The 21,823-nt window shown below is 72.7% G+C and carries 22 protein-coding genes; 8 read left to right on the top strand and 14 right to left on the bottom strand.

What is annotated here, in order from left to right; translation table 11 throughout:
• Positions 1 to 2 precede the first annotated feature (2 nt).
• From AB0G28_RS28670 to AB0G28_RS28635, 8 genes are all read right to left on the bottom strand, one after another.
• Complete coding sequence (locus AB0G28_RS28670) at positions 3 to 824, bottom strand: ABC transporter permease (protein ID WP_361095552.1); 822 nt, start codon at positions 822 to 824, stop codon at positions 3 to 5.
• Positions 825 to 1,631, bottom strand: a complete 807-nt coding sequence (locus AB0G28_RS28665; protein WP_361095549.1) for an ABC transporter permease — start codon at positions 1,629 to 1,631, stop codon at positions 825 to 827. It abuts the gene before it with no gap.
• Positions 1,628 to 1,795: a hypothetical protein gene (locus tag AB0G28_RS28660; RefSeq protein ID WP_361095546.1), complete on the bottom strand. Its 168-nt coding sequence runs from the start codon at positions 1,793 to 1,795 to the stop codon at positions 1,628 to 1,630. Before AB0G28_RS28660 ends, AB0G28_RS28665 begins: the two co-directional genes overlap by 4 nt.
• Positions 1,795 to 2,751 carry an ATP-binding cassette domain-containing protein gene (locus tag AB0G28_RS28655; protein WP_361095543.1) on the bottom strand — a complete coding sequence of 319 codons (957 nt, stop codon included), beginning with the start codon at positions 2,749 to 2,751 and terminating at the stop codon, positions 1,795 to 1,797. The genes AB0G28_RS28660 and AB0G28_RS28655 overlap by 1 nt, the downstream gene beginning before the upstream one ends.
• A 66-nt stretch (positions 2,752 to 2,817) precedes the next feature.
• Positions 2,818 to 6,111, bottom strand: coding sequence for a phosphodiester glycosidase family protein (locus tag AB0G28_RS28650; protein WP_361095540.1), 3,294 nt, complete (start codon positions 6,109 to 6,111; stop codon positions 2,818 to 2,820).
• 105 nt (positions 6,112 to 6,216) lie between these two features.
• On the bottom strand, positions 6,217 to 6,921 hold the full coding sequence (locus AB0G28_RS28645) for a maleylpyruvate isomerase family mycothiol-dependent enzyme (RefSeq protein WP_361095537.1): 705 nt from the start codon (positions 6,919 to 6,921) through the stop codon (positions 6,217 to 6,219).
• 54 nt (positions 6,922 to 6,975) lie between these two features.
• Positions 6,976 to 7,386, bottom strand: coding sequence for a nucleoside-diphosphate kinase (gene ndk, locus AB0G28_RS28640; RefSeq protein WP_361095533.1), 411 nt, complete (start codon positions 7,384 to 7,386; stop codon positions 6,976 to 6,978).
• A gap of 150 nt (positions 7,387 to 7,536) precedes the next feature.
• A complete protein-coding gene (locus AB0G28_RS28635) occupies positions 7,537 to 9,090 on the bottom strand; it encodes an alkaline phosphatase D family protein (RefSeq protein ID WP_361095530.1) in 1,554 nt (517 codons plus the stop codon).
• A 124-nt stretch (positions 9,091 to 9,214) separates the two neighbouring features.
• Between AB0G28_RS28635 and AB0G28_RS28630 the strand changes: the two genes are divergently transcribed.
• Positions 9,215 to 11,572, top strand: coding sequence for a penicillin acylase family protein (locus AB0G28_RS28630; RefSeq protein WP_361095527.1), 2,358 nt, complete (start codon positions 9,215 to 9,217; stop codon positions 11,570 to 11,572).
• A 21-nt stretch (positions 11,573 to 11,593) separates the two neighbouring features.
• On the opposite strand, the gene AB0G28_RS28625 is transcribed toward AB0G28_RS28630, so the two are convergent.
• Positions 11,594 to 12,163, bottom strand: a complete 570-nt coding sequence (locus AB0G28_RS28625) for a TetR family transcriptional regulator (protein ID WP_361095524.1) — start codon at positions 12,161 to 12,163, stop codon at positions 11,594 to 11,596.
• A gap of 87 nt (positions 12,164 to 12,250) precedes the next feature.
• On the opposite strand from AB0G28_RS28625, the gene AB0G28_RS28620 reads away from it, so the two are divergent.
• From AB0G28_RS28620 to AB0G28_RS28610, 3 genes are read left to right on the top strand one after another with little or no spacing between them, the layout of a single operon-like run.
• Positions 12,251 to 13,144: an SDR family oxidoreductase gene (locus AB0G28_RS28620; RefSeq protein WP_361095521.1), complete on the top strand. Its 894-nt coding sequence runs from the start codon at positions 12,251 to 12,253 to the stop codon at positions 13,142 to 13,144.
• Between the two features lie 34 nt (positions 13,145 to 13,178).
• A complete protein-coding gene (locus tag AB0G28_RS28615; protein ID WP_361095518.1) occupies positions 13,179 to 14,039 on the top strand; it encodes a hypothetical protein in 861 nt (286 codons plus the stop codon).
• Positions 14,036 to 14,347, top strand: coding sequence for a metalloregulator ArsR/SmtB family transcription factor (locus AB0G28_RS28610; protein WP_361095515.1), 312 nt, complete (start codon positions 14,036 to 14,038; stop codon positions 14,345 to 14,347). The genes AB0G28_RS28615 and AB0G28_RS28610 overlap by 4 nt, the downstream gene beginning before the upstream one ends.
• Position 14,348: 1 nt before the next feature.
• On the opposite strand, the gene AB0G28_RS28605 is transcribed toward AB0G28_RS28610, so the two are convergent.
• Both AB0G28_RS28605 and AB0G28_RS28600 read right to left on the bottom strand, forming a co-directional pair.
• On the bottom strand, positions 14,349 to 14,741 hold the full coding sequence (locus tag AB0G28_RS28605) for a DUF4233 domain-containing protein (protein WP_361095512.1): 393 nt from the start codon (positions 14,739 to 14,741) through the stop codon (positions 14,349 to 14,351).
• Entirely contained in the window at positions 14,738 to 16,393 is a 1,656-nt protein-coding gene (locus AB0G28_RS28600; RefSeq protein WP_361095509.1) for a folylpolyglutamate synthase/dihydrofolate synthase family protein, read from the bottom strand. Before AB0G28_RS28600 ends, AB0G28_RS28605 begins: the two co-directional genes overlap by 4 nt.
• A 71-nt stretch (positions 16,394 to 16,464) precedes the next feature.
• On the opposite strand from AB0G28_RS28600, the gene AB0G28_RS28595 reads away from it, so the two are divergent.
• Positions 16,465 to 17,100: a class I SAM-dependent methyltransferase gene (locus tag AB0G28_RS28595; RefSeq protein ID WP_361095506.1), complete on the top strand. Its 636-nt coding sequence runs from the start codon at positions 16,465 to 16,467 to the stop codon at positions 17,098 to 17,100.
• Positions 17,101 to 17,170: 70 nt separating this feature from the next.
• On the top strand, positions 17,171 to 18,037 hold the full coding sequence (locus AB0G28_RS28590; RefSeq protein ID WP_361095503.1) for an SGNH/GDSL hydrolase family protein: 867 nt from the start codon (positions 17,171 to 17,173) through the stop codon (positions 18,035 to 18,037).
• On the opposite strand, the gene AB0G28_RS28585 is transcribed toward AB0G28_RS28590, so the two are convergent.
• Together AB0G28_RS28585 and AB0G28_RS28580 are read right to left on the bottom strand one after the other, a co-directional pair.
• Positions 18,021 to 18,797, bottom strand: a complete 777-nt coding sequence (locus AB0G28_RS28585; protein WP_361095500.1) for an alpha/beta hydrolase — start codon at positions 18,795 to 18,797, stop codon at positions 18,021 to 18,023. The genes AB0G28_RS28590 and AB0G28_RS28585 overlap by 17 nt on opposite strands.
• A 3-nt stretch (positions 18,798 to 18,800) precedes the next feature.
• Complete coding sequence (locus tag AB0G28_RS28580) at positions 18,801 to 19,562, bottom strand: alpha/beta hydrolase (RefSeq protein WP_361095497.1); 762 nt, start codon at positions 19,560 to 19,562, stop codon at positions 18,801 to 18,803.
• Positions 19,563 to 19,648: 86 nt separating this feature from the next.
• Here AB0G28_RS28580 and AB0G28_RS28575 point away from each other — a divergent pair, with 86 nt between their 5' ends.
• Positions 19,649 to 20,536, top strand: a complete 888-nt coding sequence (locus AB0G28_RS28575; RefSeq protein WP_361095603.1) for a LysR family transcriptional regulator — start codon at positions 19,649 to 19,651, stop codon at positions 20,534 to 20,536.
• A 57-nt stretch (positions 20,537 to 20,593) separates the two neighbouring features.
• A complete protein-coding gene (locus AB0G28_RS28570) occupies positions 20,594 to 21,586 on the top strand; it encodes a hypothetical protein (RefSeq protein WP_361095494.1) in 993 nt (330 codons plus the stop codon).
• Between the two features lie 9 nt (positions 21,587 to 21,595).
• On the opposite strand, the gene AB0G28_RS28565 is transcribed toward AB0G28_RS28570, so the two are convergent.
• A complete protein-coding gene (locus AB0G28_RS28565; RefSeq protein WP_361095491.1) occupies positions 21,596 to 21,751 on the bottom strand; it encodes a hypothetical protein in 156 nt (51 codons plus the stop codon).
• Positions 21,752 to 21,823: the final 72 nt, after the last annotated feature.

The raw sequence follows: 21,823 nt of genomic DNA, 5'->3' as shown, positions 1-21,823 counted from the left end.
CGTCACGTCAGGAGCAGCTTCGCGATCCGGCGCGTCGAGGCCCACAGGCCCACCGCGCCCAGGACGAGCAGGTAGGCCAGGTTGACCAGCATGCCGCCGGAGAGGATGCCCGTCGCCAGGCCGCGCATCAGCTCGATCCCGTGGTACAGCGGGAGGCAGCGGACCACCCACTGCAGCGGCTCCGGGTACACCGACAGCGGGAAGAACGTCGTCGCGAACAGGAACATCGGGGTCAGGCCCAGCTGGATGTAGTCGAACTGGGAGGTCGACTTCAGGAACGTCACCAGCGCCATGCCGATCGCCGAGAAGGCCAGCCCGACCAGCAGCGCGGCCGGGATCATCAGCAGCGCCCACCACGAGGTGACCAGCCCCATCGCCGCGGCGATGGCCAGGAACGCGACCGCGTAGACACCGCCGCGGGTCATCGCCCAGCCGAGCTCGCCCAGCGCCACGTCCAGCGGGCCGATCGGCGTCGCCAGCATCGCGTCGTACAGCTTCGCGTAGCGCAGCTTGAAGAACAGGTTGTACGTCGATTCGAACACGGCGCCGTTCATCGCCGACGTCGCCAGCAGCGCCGGCGCCACGAACGCGACGTAGCTCATCGGCTGCCCGCCCGGCCCGGCCACCTCCGTGACCAGCCTGCCGAACCCGAGCTGGAACGCCAGCAGGTACAGGAACGGCTCGACCGCGCCGGACAGGAAGATCAGCCAGCCGCCGCGGTACACCATGACCGAACGCTCGACGAGCATGCGCGCCCGGCCCGCGTACAGCCCGGGCGGGAGGATGCGCAGCAGCAGGCCGGCACGGGTCTCGACAGTCGTCACTCAGACCACCAGCCTCCGGTAGAAGGCCCGGTGCGCGAGCACCCACCCGGCCGCGAACAACGCCGCCAGCACCGCGAAGTGGCCGAGCATCGCCCAGCCGCCGACCCCGCCGACGCTGACGCCGCGGGCCAGCTGCGTGCCGTGCCACAGCGGGGAAAGCCAGGCCAGCCAGCGGATCGCGGCCGGCAGCTGCGAGATCGGGAAGAACGTGCCGGAGAACAAGGTCATCGGCATCACGACGAAGCGGAAGATCAGCCCGAACCGCTGCCCCTCGTCGAAGGTCCGCGCCGCCAGCGCGGCCATCGGCGTGGTGCAGGCGAGCCCGGTGACCGTGCCCGCGAGGATCACGAGCAGGACCCCCGGCCCGGTCCAGGCGCCGAAGAAGAGCGCGACGAACGCGTAGATCGCGCCCGCCAGCGTCAGCCGCAGCGCCGACCAGATCAGGTGGCCGCCGAAGACCTGCCCCGGCGACACCGGGGTGGCCGTGACCGCCAGGTAGTCCTTCTGCCACTTGAACCCGGACAGCACCGGGTAGCTGGACTCGCCGACCGCCTGCTGTGCCGCACCGGCGGCGAGCAGCGCGGGCGCGATGTACTGCAGGTAGGACAGGCCGCCGGTGACCGCGCCCGGCCGCACCTGCGAGCCGAAGCCGAGCCCCATCGCGGCGAGGAAGAGCACCGGCTGCAGCCCGGTGGAGTACAAAGTGGACAGCCAGTGCCTGCGGTACCAGGTCCAGTGCCCTTCGACGCGCAGCCAGGCGCCCTGCCACTTGCCGACCACGCGGCCGGTGGATTCGACGGCCGTCATGCCCGCCTCCCGGAGAACGCGGGGAGCGAGCGGGCGCGGCCGGTGTGCGGGGCGCCGACGGCCGAGGAACCGGACGCCGCCGGGGCAGGAGGCGCGAGGGCAGGGCGCGCGGGCAGGGCCACCGCGCGGCCGGAGTCCATCACGCGGGTGAGAGCGGTTCCCATCAGTCCACCAGCGTCCGGCCCGTGAGCCGGAGGAACACGTCCTCCAGCGAGCTCCTGCGCACCAGGCTGGACAACGGCCGCACGCCGCGGGAATGCGCGCGCTCCAGGGTGTCCTCGCCGTCGTCGCTGTAGAGCAGCACCCGGTCCGGCAGCACCTCCACCCGCTCCGCGAGCCCCTCCACCTGCCGGGCCGCCGCACCCTGCTCCCCCGACGCGAACCGCAGCTCGACGACCTCGCGCGTGGAGTACCGCCTGATCAGCTCGGCCGGCGAGCCCTCCGCGGCGATCCGGCCGTTGTCCATCACCACCAGCCTGTCGCACAGCTGCTCGGCCTCGTCCATGTAGTGCGTGGTGACGATCAGCGTCGTGCCCTGGGCCTTGAGCCGGAACAGCCGGTCCCACAGCAGGTGCCGGGCCTGCGGGTCGAGCCCCGTCGTCGGCTCGTCGAGCAGCAGCAGCTCCGGGTCGTTGACCAGCGAGCGCGCGATGGTCAGCCGCCGTTTCATGCCGCCCGAGAGCGGGTCGACCTTGTCCTCGGCCCGGTCACCGAGCTGGGCGAACTCCAGCAGCTCCTCGGCCTTGCGCCGGGCCGCCGCCCGTGACAGCCCGAAGTAGCGGCCGTAGATCAGGAGGTTCTCCCGGACGGTCAGCTCGACGTCCAGGTTGTCCTGCTGCGGCACCACGCCGAGCCGGGCGCGGATCCGCGGCCCGGCGGTCTCCGGGTCGAGGCCGAGCACGCGGAGGTCACCGTCGGTCCTCGGCGACACGCACGCGATCATCCGCATGGTCGACGACTTCCCGGCGCCGTTCGGGCCCAGGAAGCCGAACGCCTCCCCGCGCCGCACCTCGACGTCGATCCCGCGCACGGCCTCGAACTCGCCGAAGCGCTTCACGAGTGCCTTGGCCTGCACGAGTGCCGGTTCCCGCTCCTCCGATTCGTCCACGCTTCGCACCATAGGACGCACCACCGACAAAAACCGAACGGATTAGCCGCCACGGCACACCGGGAGATGGTGTGCCCGTCAGCCGCGCACGGTCACGACCAGCGTCCGGGTCACCCCGTTGACCGTGACCGACAGCCGTGCGACGCCCGGCCGCACCGCCGTCAGCACGCCCGTCGCGGGGTCGAACGCGACGACGCCCCGGCCGACCTGCCAGTCCGCGCTCACCGGATAGGACACCGGCACGTCCCGCGCCCCCTGCCGCACGGAAGCGCGCACCTCCGCGCGGTCGCCGGGCGCCATCGACGACGGCCCGGTCAGCGACAGCGAGTCGACGTTCGGCCGCGTCTCGAACCGCACCGGCTGGGCGCGGTCGGCGGGGTCGAAGCGCAGCAGCGTCCAGCCGACGAAGCCGCCGTCGCCCGGGGCGGCCGCGGGTGCCTTGCCCGAGTTGCCGTCGACCAGGTACGGCACCCCGTCGACGCGGGACAGCGAGAACACGCCCGCGTGCGAGGCGACGGCGGCGGCCGGCTTGCCGGACGCCTGCTCGAACCCGGTCAGCCACCGGGTCAGCAACGCCGCTTCCTTCCGGTCGCCGAGCTGGGAGTTCCCGGCCGGGCTGGGATCCTTCACCGGGTGGTGCATGGCGACGACCACCCCGCGCACGGACTCCTCGGCGGCCGCCGAGTCGAGCGCCGAGCGCAGCATCCGGACCTGGTCGAACCCGCCGGCCCGCAGCGAACCGCGTGAGGAGTCCAGCAGCACCAGCCGGATGCCGTGGACGTCGACGACCTGGTGCGTGACCCCGAAGACGGCCTGGAAGTTCGCGAGCCCGTTGCCGGCCTCCGCCTCGTGGTTGCCCGGCAGGTAGTACCAGGGCACCTTGCCGTCGAGCTCTTCCGCGATCACCTGCCGGGCCAGCGCGAAGTCCGGTGCCGTGCCGCGGTCGACGAAGTCGCCGTTGATCAGCACCAGGTCCGGTTTCGCCGCGACGGCTTCGCGCAGGGCGCGGCGGGCCTGGGCGACCAGCGGCCCGGCCGGGTCGTCCGCGGTGAACTGCGCGTCGCTGACCACCGCGACGCGCAGGCCGCCGGCCAGAACGCCGTCGGTGACGAGCGCCGGGTCGTGCGGGGCCGGGTCGGCGGGCACGGTCGTCGCCGGTGCCACCTCGAACGTCAGGTCGTCGAACACCAGTCGGCCCTCGTACTGCTGGTCCGGCACGTTTTCGACGGCGTAGAAGCGGGCCAGCCGCTGCCCGGCGGGCAGCCCGGCCGGGATCGCCGCGGTGACGTACCGCCAGCCCGTCCAGTCGACGCTCAGCGAAAGGTCCACAATGGACGCCACGTTCGCGGCGTCGCGCAGTTCGGCTCGCAGCCAGGCGCCCTTGCCGTCGCCGTTCACCCACAGCCCGATCTTCTGCGTCCCCGGAGGAACCGGGAGCGGCGAAGACGGCGTCACGTACGCCGCGCGCGTGGCGGTCGTGCCGGTGAGCCGGTAGTCCAGCGCCAGCCCCTGGCCGTCCCGCCCGGGTGCCGCCGACAGCGCCGCGCCGACGACCGCCGGGTACACCGTCGCCGCCCAGCCCGCCGGGCCGTCCAGCGGGGACGCCACCTGCGCCACCGTGCCGGCGGACGCGGCGAGGTGTGTCGTCAGGCCCGCGGCCGTCGCGGTGATCGCGGTCGCGCCGGAGGCGGTCAGCGCGGTCACGGCGAACCCGTCGCCCGACGGCTCGATCCGCACGACCGAGTGGTCGTAGTCCAGCTTGACGTCGTCGGGTTCGAGCCAGGTGCCGTAGCCGTCGGCGTCGTAGCCGTAGACCTCGAACGTGCTCTTCGCGCCCGCCGCCGACAGCGCGACCTGTTCGGTGCTCGTGCCGAGCCGGACCGGCTCGCCCAGCACCGAAAGCGCCGTCTTCCCGGACGCCCGGCCCGAGCGCGCGACGACGTCGACCCGGCCCGCGTGGTGACCCGTGACGACTCCCCGGGTCACCGTCGCCCGCCTGGGATCCGACGCGCTCCAGCGCGGGTCGGCGGCGACCGCGGCGCCCGTCTCGTCGTGGCCGTCGGCGACCAGGTGCCGGGAGAGGCCGGACAGCACGCGGTCGGCGCCCTCCGCCGCCACCGCGGGCGCCGGTGCGAAGCCGGTGAGCTTGCCGCTGCCCGGCACGGTCGCGAAGCCGATTCCGTTGGGCACCAGGCGTTCCCCGCCGTCGGACGGCGAGTTCCGGACGCTCGGCGCGGCTTCGCCCTCGTTGCGTGCCAGCAGCGTCGACGACCCGCCGCCGTCGAGGTTGATCGCGTCGTCGGCGCCGAGGCTCTTCAGGTGGCGCGCCAGTTCCAGCTCGGTCATCCCGCGGCTGTCGGCCTGGCGTCCGTCCACAGTGGCCAGCCACAGTTTCGTCCCGTCGGCGGAGAAGCCGACCGCCGTGCGCGGGTGCATGGCCACGTCGTCGACCGGCTGCACGACGCCGTCGCGGAGCAGCACTTCGTTGCCGCCCACCGCGACCGCGATCTTCCCGGCGTCCGAGCGCGGCGCGTAGGTGACGCCGACCGGGTCACCCGGCTTGAGCGCGGCCAGGGCGTCCGCCCCGGCTTCGCGGGCGAGCAGCAGCGTCGTGCCCGCCGCGATCGGGCCGTCCGCGGGCTGCTCGCGCACGCCGGTGACGACGCCGTCGCGCAGCTCCACCTCGAGCACGCGCGAAGCGCCGGCGACCGAAGACTTCCGGGCCGAGGCACCCCACAACGGCGTGTAGACGCCGATCGCGTCCGTGCCGAGGACGGGACTGTTGAAGTTGGTCGCTTTCACCGTGCCGCCGGGCAGTGTCACGCTCGCTTCGAGGAAGACCGACGCGAGCCGCGCCTTGCCCGCGTCGGTGATCGACGCGGTGAGGTTGTGCCCGGCCGCGGGAGCGGTCTGGAGCTGCCCGCGATCGATGCCGACGCCGATCGGCGCGCCGGTGGCGCTGATGTCGAAGAAGTCGCCGTTGACGCCGGCCACCGCGCCCGCCCGCGCGACCTGCTGCGACAACGGCGTGCGCGCGGAAACCGTGCCAGGGCTCAGGTAGGTCGGCTTGAGCACCTTGCTGCCCAGGTCGACGGCGAGGGTGTCCCCGCGGATCCAGCCGGCCGGGTCGAACCGGTCGAACTGGGTGAGGTTCAGCCCGGGGGCGACCTCGGTGGTCGCGCTGCCGGTGACGAGCCCGTCGTCGGGGGCGGCAGCCGCCACGAAGGGCCCTTCGCGGTCCGACGACGCGGCGGGCGCGGCCTCGACCGGCGGCGTACCGAGCGGCGCGGACAGGGGGTCGGCGTGGGCGGGGACGACGAACACCGTCGCAAAGAGCGCGACGAACGGCAGCGCGACGCGTGACTTCTTCACCAGGTACCCCAGTATCGAGTGAGAGCGAGCCCGACCAGCACAGCGCACCGGCACAGCCGGGGGAAGACTTCCCGGTGAACGCCGCCTGAATGGTCTAGAACACCATCACGGGGTGAGCGGTGCGGCGAGGAGCGCCTCGGCGGCCTCGCCGGTGACGCGCGGGTCCGGCCCGGTGCGCTTCCACAGGCGCAGCAGGAGATCGCGCGCTGGAGCTTCGACAGTCGCGCCAGAAACGGCCGGCCCCAGCGCGGGCGGCTCGCCGGGGTGCACGGTCCAGACGTCGCCGGTGTCGGTGGCGCGCAGGGTGACGGGCCCGGGCAGCTGGGGCACGGCGTGCCAGCGCGTCACGCGGGGCAGGAGGGTGCCGAGAACCTCATCGACGCCGTCCGCGGCCACCGCCGGGTCGGGGAGGTGGTCGCTCCCCGAGTCGGCGAGGTGGACGGCGGTTTCGTGCACCTGGCGGCGGTACCAGAACGCCTTGGTCTTTTCGGTGCCGCCGAAGTGCCAGCACGGGTCTTCCGGGTCGGCGGCGTCGAGCGCGTCGAGCAGCAGCCGGGCGCTCTCGGCGTACCAGTCGGCGCCGCCCGGGCCGTCTTCGAAGTTCTGGGGCTGGACCTGCCCGGTGGTGACGACGGTGGCGGCCCAGCGGTGGACGTTCCCGAGGTGCGTGCCCAGGCCGGCCAGTGTCCAGTCCCCGCAGTCGGGCACCTTCGCGGCCGGGTCGCCGGTGCGCAGCCGTGCGGCGAACGCGCCCGTCAGCTCGCGCAGCACGGGAAGGTAGTCACGCGCCGGGAACGGCATGGTCGTCATGGGTGCTCCGGAAGGGGGAACCGGGGCCACGCGCGAACGTGGCCCCGGTGCCGGTCACAGGTCGGGGAACCAGAGCTTCAGCTCGCGCTCGGCCGACTCCGGCGAGTCCGAGCCGTGCACCAGGTTGTACTGGGTCTCCAGCGCGAAGTCGCCGCGGATGGTGCCCGGGGTGGCCTTCTCGACCGGGTCGGTGCCGCCGGCGAGCTGGCGGAACGCGGCGATGGCGCGCGGCCCCTCGACGGCGATGGCGACGAGCGGACCCGAGGTGATGAACTCCAGCAGGTCGCCGAAGAACGAACGCTCCTTGTGCTCGGCGTAGTGCTCCTCGGCCAGCGCCTGCGGAACGGTCCGCAGTTCGAGCGCGGCGAGCTTCAGGCCCTTGCGCTCGATCCGCGAGACGACCTCGCCGACGAGGCCGCGCGCGACGCCATCGGGCTTGACCAGGACCAGCGTGCGTTCAGTCACGACGGTGTTTCTCCTTGGTGCGGTTTGTGACGGTGTGCGTGAGGGTAGCCGACCCGGTCAGCGGCCTGGGCCGAGGTCGCGAATGACTCATTCGGGACGTGCGAGGTCCCGAATGAGTCATTCGCGACGTCCGGGCCGCCCGAACAGTGCTCAGCGGCCCTGCGGGTGCAGCTTTTTCGACCACAGCGACGCGCCGGTGGCGTCGCGCAGGTCCACCGTGAGGTCGCCGCTCGCGCCGTCGATGTTCAGCTCGCCGAAGTGCTGGAAGCCGTCGATCGGGGAGGTGTTCGCCGCCGGCGGGGCGTGCACGAACACCGCTTCCGGGCCGAACGTCGGGTCCAGGACGTTGGGCCCGAACGCACCCGCGTTCAGCGGCCCGGACACGAACTCCCAGAACGGGTCGAAGTCCTGGAAAGCCGCCCGGTCGGGTGAGTAGTGGTGCGCCGCCGTGTAGTGGACGTCGGCGGTCAGCCAGACGACGTTGCGCACGCGGCGCCGCTGGATCTCCCGCAGCACCCAGGCCAGCTCCGTCTCGCGGCCGCCCGGCGCGCCGGGCAGGTTGTTCGCCACGGCTTCGATCGCGGTGCCGTCCGGAACGACCAGGCCCAGCGGCATGTCGGCCTGGACGATCTTCCACGTCGCGGTGCTGCGGCCGAGCGCGTCGGCCAGCCAGCGGGCCTGCGCGTCGCCGAGGATGTAGCCGGGCTTGGTCTGGTCCGCCGTGTTCGCGTTGCGGTAGGTCCGCATGTCCAGCACGAAGATCTCGGCGCGCGCGCCGTAGCGGAAGCTGCGGTAGACGCGGCCGTCGACGGCCTGGCGGGCGTCGATCGGGTGCCACTCGTGGAACGCCTGGTACGCCCGCGGCGCGAGGACGTCGACGCGCTTCTCGGTGTAGGCCGGGTTGTCGAGGATCTTGCCCGGGTACCAGTTGTTGAGGACCTCGTGGTCATCCCATTGGGCGTAGACCGGGACCTGCGCCGCGAAGCGCTTGAAGTTGTCGTCGAGCCGGTTGTAGGCGTGCTGGCCGCGGAACTCGTCGAGGGTCTCGGCGACCTTCGACTTCTCCGGTGTGACGACGTTGCGCCAGGTCCGGCCGCCGGGGAGCGTGACGGTTTCGGTCAGCGGGCCGTCGGAGTACACCGTGTCGCCGCTGTGCAGGAACAGGTCCGGGCAGCGGGCGGCCATCGCCGAGAAGATCGTCATCCCGCCCAGCGCGGGATTGATGCCCCAGTTCTGGCCGGCGACGTCGCCCGACCACACGATCCGGGTGTCGCGGCGGCCCACCGGCGCCGTGGCGAAGCGGCCGGTCAGCGGTTCGCTCGTGGTGCGCCCGTCGAGGGCTTCGGCGGTGACGCGGTAGTGGTATTCGGTGCCGGGCTGCAAGGCGGCGACGCGCACGCTGCCCGTGCCGCCGCTGTCCGGGCCCACCACGGGGCCGCACACCCGGCGCGCGTGCCGGAACGACGGGTCCCGCGCGATCTCGACGACCAGCCGCGACGGCCGGTCCGCCCGGGACCAGACGATCGCCGAGCCGGGCGTGACGTCCCCGGACTGGACGCCGTGGGTGAGCACGGGCCGGCCGGCGCGGACCAGCGGGACCGCGGCGAAGGCCGCGGACGGCAGGACGAGGCCGGCGGCGACGGCGGAAGCGCCGGTGAGGCCCGCCTTGAGCAGCGAACGGCGGGAAGGGGTCGGTTCGGTCATGCGCGGTTTCTATCCCGCCGCGGCCAACGCGGGTTTGCGCCCGGGTGAACGAATACTGGGGTTTTCCCCCATACCCGCACGCGATCGCCGTCGGTAGCGTGGCGATCACGACAAGGGGGTACGCATGAAGCACATGCGGAAGGCGCTGGCCGTTTTCTCGGCCGCGCTCTCCATGACCACACTGGGCGCCGGTGTGGCGGTGGCCGGGGAAGACGGCGCGAAAGCCGTTGTCCGCTACACCGAACACGGCGTCCCGCACATCGTCGCCAAGGACTTCGCCGGGCTCGGCTACGGGTACGGCTACGCGGCGGCGACCGACAACGTCTGCGAGCTCGCGAAGATCTACGTCACGGTGAGCGCGCAGCGGTCGCGGTACTTCGGCCCGGACGGCGAGGGTTACCCGTCGCTGTCCGAGGCGAAGGACAACCTGCACAGCGACCTGTTCTTCCAGCGGATCAACGACTCCGGCGTGGTCGACCGGCTGGCCGCGCAACCGGCGCCGCAGGGGCCGCGGCCCGAGGTCCGGCAGCTCGTTTCGGGCTACGTCAAGGGGTTCAACGCCTTCCTGGCCCGCACCGGCCGGTCCGGGATCACCGATCCGGCCTGCCGCGGCGCGGACTGGGTCCGGCCGATCACCGAACAGGACTTCTACCGGCACTTCTACTCCATCGCCGTCACCGGCGGCCTGGGCTTCGCCACCGAAGGCCTGTTCGCGACGCCGCCGTCCAGTACGGCGGCCGCGAGCCCGGGCACGCCCGCGCAGCTGTCCGCGAGCCTGCGCGACGGGCTCGGCAAGGGCGGCCTGGGCAGCAACGGCATCGCCGTCGGCGCCGACGGGACCGCGGCGGGCAAGGGCAGTGTGCTGCTGGGCAACCCGCACTACCCGTGGCACGACGGACGGCGGTTCTGGCAGAGCCAGCTGACCATCCCGGGCCGGGTCGACGTGGCCGGGGCGAGCCTGCTCGGCATGCCGTTCATCATGATCGGGCACACCGCGGACGCGGCCTGGACGCACACAGTGTCCACCCCGGTCACGTTCGGCCTGTTCGAGGTGCCGCTGGCACCCGGCGACCCGACGACGTACCTCGTCGACGGCAAGCCCGAGAAGATGACTTCCCGTGCCGTCACGGTCCAGGTGCGCCAAGCCGACGGCTCGCTGAAGCCGGTCCGCCAGACCTTCTGGGCGACCCGGTACGGCCCGGTGCTGGACGACGTCGGCGGCTTCCCGGTGCCGTGGACCGCGAAGTCGGCGTACGCGCTGCGCGACGCCAACGCGACCAACCTGCGCGGGTTGAACACGTGGTTCGAGCTCGACCAGGCGCGCAGCACGGCCGACGTCGCCGGCGCGCTCAGCCGGACCCAGGGCGTGCCGTGGGTCAACACCATCGCGACCGACCGGGCGGGCAACGCGCTCTACGCCGACATCCAGGTCGTCCCGCACGTCACCGACGAGCTGGCGGCCCGGTGCAGCACTCCCTTGGGGCAGCAGACGTTCCCGGGCGACCAACTGGCCATTTTGGACGGTGCGAAGTCGTCCTGCCAGTGGGGTTCCGACCCCGGCGCGGTCGAGCCGGGGATCTTCGCGCCGTCACGGCTGCCGCAGCAGCAGCGCCGTGACTACGAGCTGAACGCGAACGACAGCGCCTGGCTGCCGAACGCGAAGGCGCCGATCACGGGGTACCCGCACATCGTCGGGGACATCGGCACCGAACGTTCGCCGCGCACGCGGGAAGCGTTGCTCACCGCGGAGAAGGGCGGGTTCACCACGGACTCGATGAAGAAGATGCTCTTCGCCGACCACAGCCTGTTCGCCGACCTGGCGGCGGCGGACCTGGCGAAGCTGTGCGCGTCGTTCCCGGGCGGGCAGGCGCCGTCGTCGTCCGGCCCGGTGCCGGTCGGCCCGGCGTGTGACGCGCTGGCGAACTGGGACCACACGTACTCCCTCGACAGCCGGGGTTCGCTGCTGTTCCAGCGGTTCGCCACGCGGCTGGCCGAACTGCCCCGGTTCACGGTGCCGTTCGACCCGAGTGCGCCACTGACCACACCGAACACGCTGAACACCGGGAACCCGGGCATCCGGCAGGCGTTCGGTGACGCCGTCGCGGAGCTTCGCGCGGCGGGGCTCGCGCCGGACGCCCGGCTGCGCGACGGCCAGTCCGTCACCCGCAACGGCGAACGCATCCCGATCCACGGCGCGCAGGGGTTCCTCGGCGTGCTCAACGTGATGACGCCGCAGTGGGACCCGGCCCACGGGAACACCGAGGTCGCGCACGGCTCCAGCTACATCCAGGTGGTCGGGTTCGGCGGGCGCGCGTGCCCGGACGCCTCGACGCTGCTGACGTACTCGCAGTCGGCCAACCCGGAGTCGCCGTACTTCAGCGACCAGACGAAGCTCTACAGCCGCGGTGAGTGGGTGCAGGAGCGGTTCTGCGAAGCCGACATCCTGCGTTCGCCCGCGCTGCGGGTGGTCGTGCTGCGTTGACGCCCCGGCGGAGGCGGGCGCTCAGCCGCTCGTCTCCGCCGACAGCGCACGCAGATCGGCGAAGGCCTCGTCGAGGTGCTCGCCCAGGCTGCGCGCGGAGTCCCGGATCCAGGCTCCGGCCGCGTGGTGGAAGGTGGCCCAGCCGACGTGGGCGGCCAGCGCCGCGAGCCGGTCGCCGATCCCCCGCTCACGCAGTGCGGCCGCCAGGGCATCGGCCATCGCCGCGGCCTTGGCCGCATCACGCTCCCGCAGCGCCGGAGTCGCGGCGATGACCGCCAGCCGCGGTTCGGCGAACGGCCGGTTCCCCTCCACGACCGCCCCGGCCTTCCGGAAGGCGCGGATCAGGACTTCGAGCGGCGGCAGGCCCTCGGGCGCCTCGGCCACCGACCGGATCAGGTCGGCGCGCAGGGCGGCTTCGCCGTCGAACAGCACTTCGCGCTTGTCCGGGAAGTGCCGGAAGAACGTGCGCTCGGTGACGCCGGCCCTGGCGGCGATCTCGGCCGTGGTGGTCCGGTCGAATCCCCGCTCTCCGTACAGCTCCAAGGCCGCCTGCCGGAGGCGGCGGCGCGCGTCTTCTCCACTTCGCGGCATGGAGTCAGCTTAACGGTAGCGACAGTGACTGACACTATCCGGTAGGGTTCGTAGCGTCAGTGACTGTCACTACCCGAAAGGGAACCCATGCACGTCTTCGTCACCGGCGGTTCCGGACTGACCGGACCCGCCGTCGTCGCCGAGCTGATCCGCGCCGGTCACACCGTCACCGGCCTGGCCCGGTCGGACGCGGCGGCCGCCCGCCTGGAGTCGCTGGGCGCCACCCCGCACCGCGGCTCACTGGACGACCTCGGCAGCCTGCGCGCGGGCGCCGAAGCGGCCGACGGTGTGCTGCACATGGCGTTCGGCGGCGATTTCAGCGATCCCGACGACATGATGCGGCGCGACCGGACCGCGATCGAGGCTCTCGGCGGCGTCCTGGAGCACACGGGCAAGCCGTTCGTGAGCACGTCGGGCACGCTGGTCATGCCCGCCGGCCGGGAGAGCACCGAGCGGGACGAGCCCGACCCGGCCGGGCTCACCGCCTTCCGGATCCCGGGCGAGCGAGCCTGCCTGGACTTCGCCGGTCGCGGCGTGCGGGCGAGCGTGGTCCGGCTCGCGCCGACCGTCCACGGCCCCGGGGACTACGGCTTCATCGGCATGCTCGTCGACACCGCCCGCAAGACCGGGAAGTCCGCCTACGTCGGCGACGGCGGCAACCGGTGGCCCGCGGTGCACCGGCTCGACGCGGCGGTCCTGTTCCGCCTGGCCCTGGAACAGGCACCGGCCGGCAGCGTGCTGCACGGGACCGCGGAAAACGTCCCGTTCTCCCGCATCGCCGAGACGATCGGGCGCGGCCTGGACCTGCCCGTGGTCGCCCTGACGCCGGACGAGGCCGCCGGGCACTTCGCGAGCCCGTTCATGGCCACGGTCTACGGCTTCGACGCGCCCGTCTCGAGCACCTTCACCCGGGAACTGCTCGGCTGGTCGCCCACGCGGCCGACTTTGCTCGACGACATCGAACACGGCGACTACCTCTGAGCACTGTATCCGGATATGCGGATACAGTGCGGGCATGCGCGTTCTCGTGGTGGGACACGGCCCGGTGGCCCGGGTGCTGGCGACATCGCTGGCCGACAGCCACCGGGTCGGGTTCGCGGTGCGCGAGCGGACCGAGGACTCCCTGCTCGTCAGCACCAGCCGGCTCCGCATCGCGAGACCCGCCCGGCGGGCCGAGCAGCGGAGAGTCGCCCTGACGACGGCCGGGGAACCGGGCTGGGACCTGGTGATCAGCACGGCTTCGCCGGCCTCGCCGGGTGTTGCCGAGCTGCTCGGTCAGGCGGCGGTCGTCGCGGCGGTCACGCAGGTGCCGTCGGAGGTGGAGCTGCTTCGCGAACTGGCGGGCGACCGGCCGTGGGGCCTGGCGGTTCCCGGGTTCTGCGCCGGCGGCGCCGATCCGGCGTGGTGGTGGTCGCCGGCGCGGGTCCGGTTCACGGTCGCCGGACCCGCGTCGGCCCGGCTGCGGTCGCTGTTCGCGCGGCCGGGGTGGTCGCGGGCCGCCCCGCTCGCGGCTCCCCTGGTGTCCGCGGCGACGACGATGCCCGTGGTGGCCGGGCTGCACGCCGCGGACTTCGACCTGAAGGCCGCCCGCCGGTCCGCGCGGCAACTGGCGGTGGCCGCGACGCAGGCGCGTGCCGTGGTCGCGGCCGGGTTCGGCGGCCCGAGCCCGCGTCCGGTCCGCCCGCGAGCCGTGCTCGCGGCGCTCGCGGTGCTGCCCCCGCTGGCACCCTTCGACGTGCCGGACTACCTCCGCCGCCACTTCGGCGGGCACGGGCCGCAGACGGTCCGGATGCTGCGGGACTGGGTCGGCCTCGGCCGGCGGCACGGCCTTCCGACCGGTGAGCTCGAAGAGCTGCTGCAGCAGGTGCCTGCATGATCCAGGACGCGCTGACCACGGTCCTGCCCGTGCTGCGGGCCCTCGGCGAAGAGACCCGGGTGCGGATCGTCGGGGTGTTCCTCGACCGCGGCGGAGCCGCCACGGTCGGCGAGGTGCAGTCGGCGCTCGGGCTCCCGCAGTCCACCGTGTCGCGGCACCTGCGGATCCTGCTCGACGCCCGCCTGCTGGCGGTGAGCCGGTCGGGCCCCCACCGGATCTACCGCCTCGACGTCCCGGCCGGCGCCCTCGACGCGCTCGACGCCCTCGTCACCGAGGTGCGGGCCTGCCAGGCGGCGCCGCACCCGTGAGTCACGGCCGGGGCTGCTGGCTCGCCAGTGTCCCTGCCGCCATGCGGCGCGCGACGTCGCGGCGCAGCCACAGCAGCCACAGCCAGACCGCCAGGAAGATCACGCCCAGCACGGCGATCGCCGGCAGCCAGAAGACCAGCGCGATCAGCACCACCTGGAGCGCGAGGATGAGCGGCACCGCCCACGTCCGCTTGACGAACCCGCAGGTCAGGAGCAGCACGACGGCGACGGCGACGACCGTCCAGCCGGTGCCCGTGGAGATCCCGCCGCCGAGCCTGTTCACCACCGGGATGGCGAGGGCGACCGTGATCGCCTCCATGATCAGCGTTCCCGACATCACGCCGCGGAAGCCCTTCATCGGGTCCTTCGGCTTGGGCTGCTCCTGCGACGTCACGCCGGCTCCTTCCCGAACAGCGTGCGCGCCTCGCCCGCGGTGACCACCGAGCCGGTGACCAGCACGCCGCCGCCCGCCAAGGGCTCCTCGGGGTCGTCGCTGGTCTCCACCAGCGCGATCGCGGTCTCGATCGCCGTCTCCAGGTCCGTCTCGGCGACCACGCGGTCCTCGCCGAACACCGAGATCGCCAGCTGGTTCAGCTCGTCCAGCGGCATCGAGCGGAGCGAGGAATTCCGCGTCACGACGATGTCGGAGACCACCGGCTCCAGCGCGTCGAGGATGCCGTGGGCGTCCTTCTCGGCCATCACGCCGACCACCGCGACCAGGCGGCGGAAGGCGAACTCCTCGGCCACGGTCGTCGCGAGCGCGCGGGCGCCGTGCGGATTGTGCGCCGCGTCGAGCAGCACGGTGGGCGCCGAGCGGACGCGCTCGAGCCGTCCCGGCGTCTCGACCTCCGCGAACGCCTCGCGCACGGCCTCGACGACCAGCTGCTTGTCCTTGCCCGCGCCGAAGAACGCCTCGACCGCGGCCAGCGCGAGGGCGGCGTTCGCGGCCTGGTGGGCGCCGTGCAGCGGCAGGAAGATCTCGTCGTACACCCCGCCGAGGCCCTGCAGCTTCAGCAGCTGGCCGCCGACGGCGATCTCCTTCTCGAGCACGCCGAACTCGCTGCCCGCGCGCGCGACGGCGGCGTCGACCTCGACGGCGCGTTCCAGCAGCACCTTCAGCACCTCGGGGTCCTGCTCGCCGATGACCGCGACCGAGCCGGGCTTGATGATGCCCGCCTTTTCGCGGGCCGCGCCGAGGATGTCCGGGCCGAGGTACTCGACGTGGTCGAGGCCGATCGGGGTGATGACGGCGACGTCGGCGTCCGCGACGTTCGTCGCGTCCCAGGCGCCGCCCAGGCCCGCTTCGAGCACGGCGGCCTCCACCGGCGCGTCGGCGAACGCGGCGAACGCCATCCCGGTGAGGATTTCGAACTTGCTCATCGCGACGCCGTCCGCGGCCGCACCGTCCACCATGGACACGTACGGCGCGATGTCGTTCCACAGCTCGGCGTAGCGCGCGGCGGAGATCGGCCGCCCGTCCAGCGCGATCCGCTCGGTGACCAGCTGCAGGTGCGGGCTCGTGTAGCGGCCGACGCGCAGGCCCATCCGGGTCAGCAGCGCGTCGATCATCCGGGCCGTCGAGCCTTTGCCGTTCGTGCCGGCGACGTGCAGCACCGGGTAGCCGCGGTTCGGCTCGCCCAGCAGCTGCGTCAGCGCGGAGATGCGGGTCAGCGACGGCTCGATCTTCGTCTCCGGCCAGCGCTGGTTCAGCTCGGCTTCGACGGCCAGCAGGTCACGCCGCGCCTCGGGGCCGTCCGGGTCGCCGTACACCGCCTGCTCGCCCTGGTCGTCGAGCTCGTGCAGCTCGGCGTCCTCGGGCACGGTGAGGTCGGGCACCGGGCCGGTGGCGAGGTTGTCGCCCAGCTGGCCGACGCCACCGATCCCGCCGCGCGCGCCGCCGCCCGCCTCGAACGCGGTGTCGCGGACGTCCAGTTCCGGGTCGTGGTCGTCGGACTCTTCGTAGCCCGGCGCCCCCAGTTCGTCGACGCCCGCGAAGCTGTCCAGATCCGACAGGTCCGGCCTGCGACCTGTCTCATCCTGCGGCACTGACTCTCCTCCGGACCGGGATTCACCTGACCAGACGAGTCTACGTGCGCCGCCGGTGGCACTCTCGACGCATGCCGTTCAACCACAACGACCACTACCACCCGCTGCTGCTGGAGCTGCTGCCTCCGGGGCCGGGGATCGCGCTGGACGTCGGGTGCGGCACCGGCCGCTTCGCCCGGCGCCTGGCCGCGACCGGCATGGCGGTGGAGGCGGTCGACGTCTCGGCGGCGATGGTCGAGGCGGCGGCCGGGCTGGGGTCGCCGGGACCCGGCGAGATCGTCTACCGGCAGGCCGACGTCACCACCGACGCCCTGCCCGAACGGCACTACGACTACATCTCGTGCCTGGCGTCCCTGCACCACATGCCGTTCGAGACAGTCACCAAGCTGCGCCGCGCGCTGGTGCCGGGCGGCGTGCTCGTGGTGCTCGGCCTGGCGAGGCCCAGCACGCCCGCGGACTGGGCGCGGGCCGTCGCGGCGGTCCCGGTCAACGCGCTCGCGCGGCTGGTCGTCTACGCGGGCGAGCGGCTGAACGGCGGTCCCGAAGCGGGCCCGAAGGCCCCGGTCGTCGACGACTTCCCGACGCTGGCCGAGGTGCGCCGCGAGGCGGCCCGGCTGCTGCCCGGGAGCACGGTCCGGCCGCTGCTGTTCTGGCGCACGTTGATCACTTACCGTGAGCAAGGCGACGGTGACCCGACTGGCGGGTGAAGTCCGTCCCGTCGCCGGCCGGTGCTCGCTAGATGTGGAGGGAGCGTAACCGGAACAGAACGGGGTTTTCATGCGCATCACCCGGCTGCTCGTCGCCGTCTCCTCCGCAGCCATCCTCCTGACCACCGCGGCCACCGCGTCGGCGGCGGGGTTCCACCACTACGTCGCTCTCGGCGACTCGTACACCTCCGGGCCGTTGATCCCGGCCCAGCGGCTCGACCCGCTCGGCTGCGGGCGGTCGACCGCGAACTACCCGTCGGTCGTGGCGGCGGCGCTGAACGTCGGCGCGTTCACCGACGTCAGCTGCGCCGGCGCCGACACCGGCGCGATGACCCGCCCGCAGAAAGTGCCGTTGAACGGCACCAACGGCCCGCAGCTGGACGCCCTGCGGATCGACACCGACCTGGTCACGCTCGGCATCGGCGGCAACGACTACGGCGTCTTCGGCAGCTTGACCGCGACCTGCCCGGGGCTGCGGGCGAGCGACCCCACCGGCAACCCGTGCGAGAAGCACTTCACGACCAACGGCGTCGACACGGTGGGGGCCGCCATCACCGCCATCCGGCCGCGGATCGAAGGCGTGCTGGCGACGATCCACCAGCGTTCGCCCGGCGCGCGGGTGCTCGTCGTGGGCTACCCGCGAATCGCCCCGGAGAGCGGCTACTGCCCGGACGTCCTGCCGTTCGCCGACGGCGACTACGCGTGGCTGAACCAGGTGGAGCGCGACCTGAACCAGGCCCTCGAAGACGCGGCGGCGAACGGCGACGCGGAGTTCGTGGACACGTACGGCCCTTCGCGCGGCCACGACGCCTGCGCCCGCGGCGGCTCGGCGTGGATCAACGGCAAGGACCAGGACGTGTTCGCCGCGGCCGCCTACCACCCGCTGAAGGCGGGGATGGCCGGCGTGGCGGCGATCGTGCTCAAAGCCCTGCGCTGAGGAAGTCCAGCGCGAGCCGGGCGAACTCGTCCGGCAGCTCGGCCGGGGCGCCGTGCCCCGCGTCGATCTCGGCGGCGCGCGCGTCCGGGATCGCGGCGACCAGCTCCCGCTGCTGGTCCGCCGTGACGATCCGGTCGTGCGCGCTGCCGAGCACCAGCACCGGCGCGGTGATCCGCCCGAGCACGGGCCGCAGGTCGACGGCGCGGTCGGCCTCGATCTGCCGGGCCGCGCCGGGCTGGATCACCGTTTCCAGGGTCTTGACGAGCTGTTCGTTGCTCTCCGCGGTGGCCTGCTCCCAGTAGCGCGGCCCGAAGGCCATCAGCGGGAGCATCCGGGCGAAGGTCCCGGTTCCCAGCAGGTCGAGCCAGTAGCGGAACTCGGCGTCCTGCCGGACGTCCGTCGCGGGCCAGGCGGCGTGCAGGACCGCTTTCCGGACGCGGCCCGGGCGGGTACCGGCCAGGTGGGCCGCCACCACCCCGCCGAGCGAGTGCCCGGCGACGTGGGCGGTTTCGAAACCGGCGTGGTCCAGGACGGCTTCGGCCTGGGCGGCGAGGGTTTCGACGGTGATCGGGCCGCCGTCGTCGACGGTCAGGCCGGAGCCGGGGAAGTCGGGAGCGAGGACGGTGAACCCGTTCGCCCGCGCGGTCAGCGGCCCCCATTGTTCGCGGGACGCGGCGGTGCCGTGCAGCAGGAGCAGCGCGGGGCCGTCGCCGGTCCGGTCGTAGTGGACGACGGCGTCTTCCAGAGTCACTTTCGGCATTGTTCAGGCAATTTCTCGGAGGGCGGCGGTGAACGCGCGCGGGTTTTCCTGGTGCGGGACGTGCCCGCAACCGGCGAGCACGTGCACGCGGGCGCCCGGCGTCTCGGCGGCGCAGCTGCGCGGCACTTCGAGCGGGATCTGCGCGTCCAGCTCGCCGTGCAGGTAGGTGATCGGGGTCTTCAGGTCCTTCAGCCGGGGCCGCGGGTCGTAGGTGGTGCACTCGGTGAACAGCTCGTCGATGTAGACGCCGGAGTCGAGCAGCTGGCGGACCGTCCAGTCGACGAGCTCGCGCGCGGCGCCCGCGGCGAACCAGCCCGGCACCCAGCCCGCCACCGTGCCCGCCCGGTCGTCGACGAGCCGGCGCCGCAGATCCTGGACCTGGTCGCGCATGCCGGTGCTCGGCCAGTACCCCGGGCCGTCGACCACGACGACCCGCTCGAGGAGATCCGGCCGGGCGAGAGCCAGCTCGGTGGCGAAGACGCCGCCGATGCTCGACCCGGCGACGGTGGGCTTGATCCCGAGCTTTTCGATGACGGCCGCGAGGTCGGCGATGATCTGGGCGATGGTGTTGCCGTCGGCGGGGTGGTCCGAGCGGCCGCACCCGCGCCAGTCGAGCGTGACGACGCGGTGGTCCCGCACGAGATCGGGCAGGCAGGAGTACCAGACGCGGCCGCTGGTCCCCCAGCCGTGCAGGAGCAGCAGCGCCGGACCGCTGCCGGCGTCTTCGTAGTGGAGCCGGGTTCCGTTGATTTCGAGGTGAGGCATGAGGTTCATGGAACCTTCCGCGTTCGCGGTTTTCGATGAGCAGTCCGCACCTACACTGATCACGGAACCTGATGAACGGGGGCGTGGTGGAGCTGCGTCAGCTCAGATATTTCGTGACGGTGGCGGAGGAGCTGCACTTCGGCCGCGCGGCGGAGCGGCTGCACATCGTCCAGCCCGCGGTGAGCCAGCAGGTCCGGCGGCTGGAGCGGGAGCTGGAGGTGGCCCTGTTCTCGCGCACGACGCGCAGCGTGTCCCTGACGGAGGCCGGACAGCGGTTCCTGCCGCGGGCGCGGGCGGTGCTGGCGGCCGTGGACCGGGCCGTCGACTCGGTTTCTGAGTTCCGGCCGTCCGGGGCTCTGGTCCGGCTGGGGACGAGTGAGGGCCTGGGTGACCGGCTGGACGCGTTGCTTCGCTCCTTCGCCCGGCTTGCGCCCTCGGCTTCCTTGGAACTGGTCCACGCGCCGACCGGCCAACGGCTGCAACGAGTCCGCGACGGCTCGCTGGACGCGACCATCGTGCGCGGCTCGTGGCCCGCCGCCGGCCTCGACTTCACTCCATTGTGGATGGACGAGGTGCTGGTGGCCCTGCCCGCCTCGCATCCGCTGGCCGCTTCCGACGTGGTTTCGTTCGCTTCGCTGGCTTCGCTGCCGGCGCGCTTGAGCCCGCCGTCACGAAACCAGCCGCTGTACCACTTGGTGATTTCCTCCTGCCGGGAAGCCGGGTTCGAGCCGGTGCTCGGGAAGGAGTTCACGACGGCGCAGGACACGTTGGGCACACTGGGTTTCGGCCGTCCACACTGGACAGTGTTCTACCGGGCCCACGCGAACCTGCTGCCGGTGCCGGGCGTGGCGTTCCGGCCGCTCCGGGATCCTTCCCCGCGCATGCCGACGTACTTGGCCACCCCGGCCGACCGGCGGGTGACGCCCGAAGTGGTGGCGTTGATCGAAGCCGCACGGGCCACCGAAGCCGGCTGAGCAGCCGTCGCGGCGCGTTGCCCGGATCCGGGCTCCCCGATGGGCCATCATGTCCGGGTGGCCGACGCCGAGCCGGGCAGCAAACCTGCCGAGAAGGAGCAGAAGCCACCCGAGGGCTTGTCCCAGTTCATCGGCAAGGTGCTCGACCAGCTGAGCCTGAGCGCCTGGCTGCCGGCCGCCATGCTGGTCGGCTGCGGCGCTGTCCTCCTCCAACTGCGCAGCCAGGGCGACTTCGACCTCGGTGCCGCGGTGGTCGGGCTGACCGCGAAGCCGCTGGGCATCCTCGTCGTGCTGGTGTTCGCCCTCGTCCTGGCGGCGCTGGTCAGCCAGGCCTTCTCGTTCTCGGCCATCCGGTTCTTCGAGGGATACTGGAAGGGCCCGTTGGTCTGGCTGGGCGTGTACTGGCTGATGGTGCGGCGCAAGGTGAAGAAACGAAAGAAGCTCGCGGACAGGCTGGAGCACGAAGAGCAGTACGCGTTCGAGAGGGCCGTCCTGAGGATGCTTCTCCGCGACTTCCCGCGGTCGTTCCTCCGCGCGGTCGGGGAAGCCCGCTACTCGGAGAACGGACCGACCACGCGTGAGCAGCGGCAGGCCGCCGCGTTCGACTGGCAGACGGTTCTTCCGCCCGATGCGGTCGGCAGGTTGTCGAGGATCAAGCAAGCCAAGGAGGACTACCCACTCCCGCACCGGACGCTGCCCACGAAACTCGGCAACATCCTCCGCGCGACGGAAGATTCGATCAGCCGCGGCGCCCCGGACACCCAAAACCTCGTGCTGCGGCGGGGCGACGACATCCCCGCCCGGCTCAGGCTCCACCACGACCAGTTCCGCACCCGGCTCGACATGTACTGCACCCTGATCTTCGTCAACCTCGGGCTGGCCGGGCTCACGTCGGCGCTGCTGCTCCCCGCCCGGAACCCGGTGCTCGGCACCGCCGCGACCACCGGGATGTTCCTGCTGCTCGCCCTCGCGAGCTACTCGGCCGCGATCACGAGCGCCCGGGGCTACTGCACGACCCTGAAGGTGATCTTCTCGGCCGACCCCGGCTAGGCGGCCGGCTCAGCGCTTGCCGCCCCGCACCGGCACCATCGGCACGCCGTGTGCGCGACAGTCCGGCCGGCTGAACGAACTGCGCCGCTCCTTGCAGCCGGGCATCGGGCACAGGTACTGCTTCTCGCGCAGCTCGGAGTCCCCCGGAAGCCGGTCGTCGACCACGGTCCGACTTTCCCCCCGCGCCCCACGGGTGTCAACGCGCCGGCTGCCGTCAAAGATTGACGGCACCCCTGC

The organism is Amycolatopsis sp. NPDC021455 (assembly GCF_040640995.1).
Classification (GTDB): Bacteria; Actinomycetota; Actinomycetes; order Mycobacteriales; family Pseudonocardiaceae; genus Amycolatopsis.
Note: the sequence above shows the minus strand (reverse complement) of the source record. Positions and strands in the feature narration are given on the sequence as shown.

What these genes read in the sequence shown, in the direction of transcription:
- AB0G28_RS28585 (WP_361095500.1), bottom strand. Translation starts at nt 18,797, where the DNA reads ATGCCGAAAGTGACTCTGGAAGACGCCGTCGTCCACTACGACCGGACC.
- AB0G28_RS28620 (WP_361095521.1), top strand. Translation starts at nt 12,251, where the DNA reads ATGCACGTCTTCGTCACCGGCGGTTCCGGACTGACCGGACCCGCCGTC.
- AB0G28_RS28665 (WP_361095549.1), bottom strand. Translation starts at nt 1,631, where the DNA reads ATGACGGCCGTCGAATCCACCGGCCGCGTGGTCGGCAAGTGGCAGGGC.
- AB0G28_RS28655 (WP_361095543.1), bottom strand. Translation starts at nt 2,751, where the DNA reads ATGGTGCGAAGCGTGGACGAATCGGAGGAGCGGGAACCGGCACTCGTG.
- AB0G28_RS28635 (WP_361095530.1), bottom strand. Translation starts at nt 9,090, where the DNA reads ATGACCGAACCGACCCCTTCCCGCCGTTCGCTGCTCAAGGCGGGCCTC.
- AB0G28_RS28660 (WP_361095546.1), bottom strand. Translation starts at nt 1,795, where the DNA reads ATGGGAACCGCTCTCACCCGCGTGATGGACTCCGGCCGCGCGGTGGCC.
- AB0G28_RS28615 (WP_361095518.1), top strand. Translation starts at nt 13,179, where the DNA reads ATGCGCGTTCTCGTGGTGGGACACGGCCCGGTGGCCCGGGTGCTGGCG.
- AB0G28_RS28645 (WP_361095537.1), bottom strand. Translation starts at nt 6,921, where the DNA reads ATGACGACCATGCCGTTCCCGGCGCGTGACTACCTTCCCGTGCTGCGC.
- AB0G28_RS28580 (WP_361095497.1), bottom strand. Translation starts at nt 19,562, where the DNA reads ATGCCTCACCTCGAAATCAACGGAACCCGGCTCCACTACGAAGACGCC.
- AB0G28_RS28595 (WP_361095506.1), top strand. Translation starts at nt 16,465, where the DNA reads ATGCCGTTCAACCACAACGACCACTACCACCCGCTGCTGCTGGAGCTG.
- AB0G28_RS28610 (WP_361095515.1), top strand. Translation starts at nt 14,036, where the DNA reads ATGATCCAGGACGCGCTGACCACGGTCCTGCCCGTGCTGCGGGCCCTC.
- AB0G28_RS28630 (WP_361095527.1), top strand. Translation starts at nt 9,215, where the DNA reads ATGAAGCACATGCGGAAGGCGCTGGCCGTTTTCTCGGCCGCGCTCTCC.
- AB0G28_RS28625 (WP_361095524.1), bottom strand. Translation starts at nt 12,163, where the DNA reads ATGCCGCGAAGTGGAGAAGACGCGCGCCGCCGCCTCCGGCAGGCGGCC.
- AB0G28_RS28590 (WP_361095503.1), top strand. Translation starts at nt 17,171, where the DNA reads ATGCGCATCACCCGGCTGCTCGTCGCCGTCTCCTCCGCAGCCATCCTC.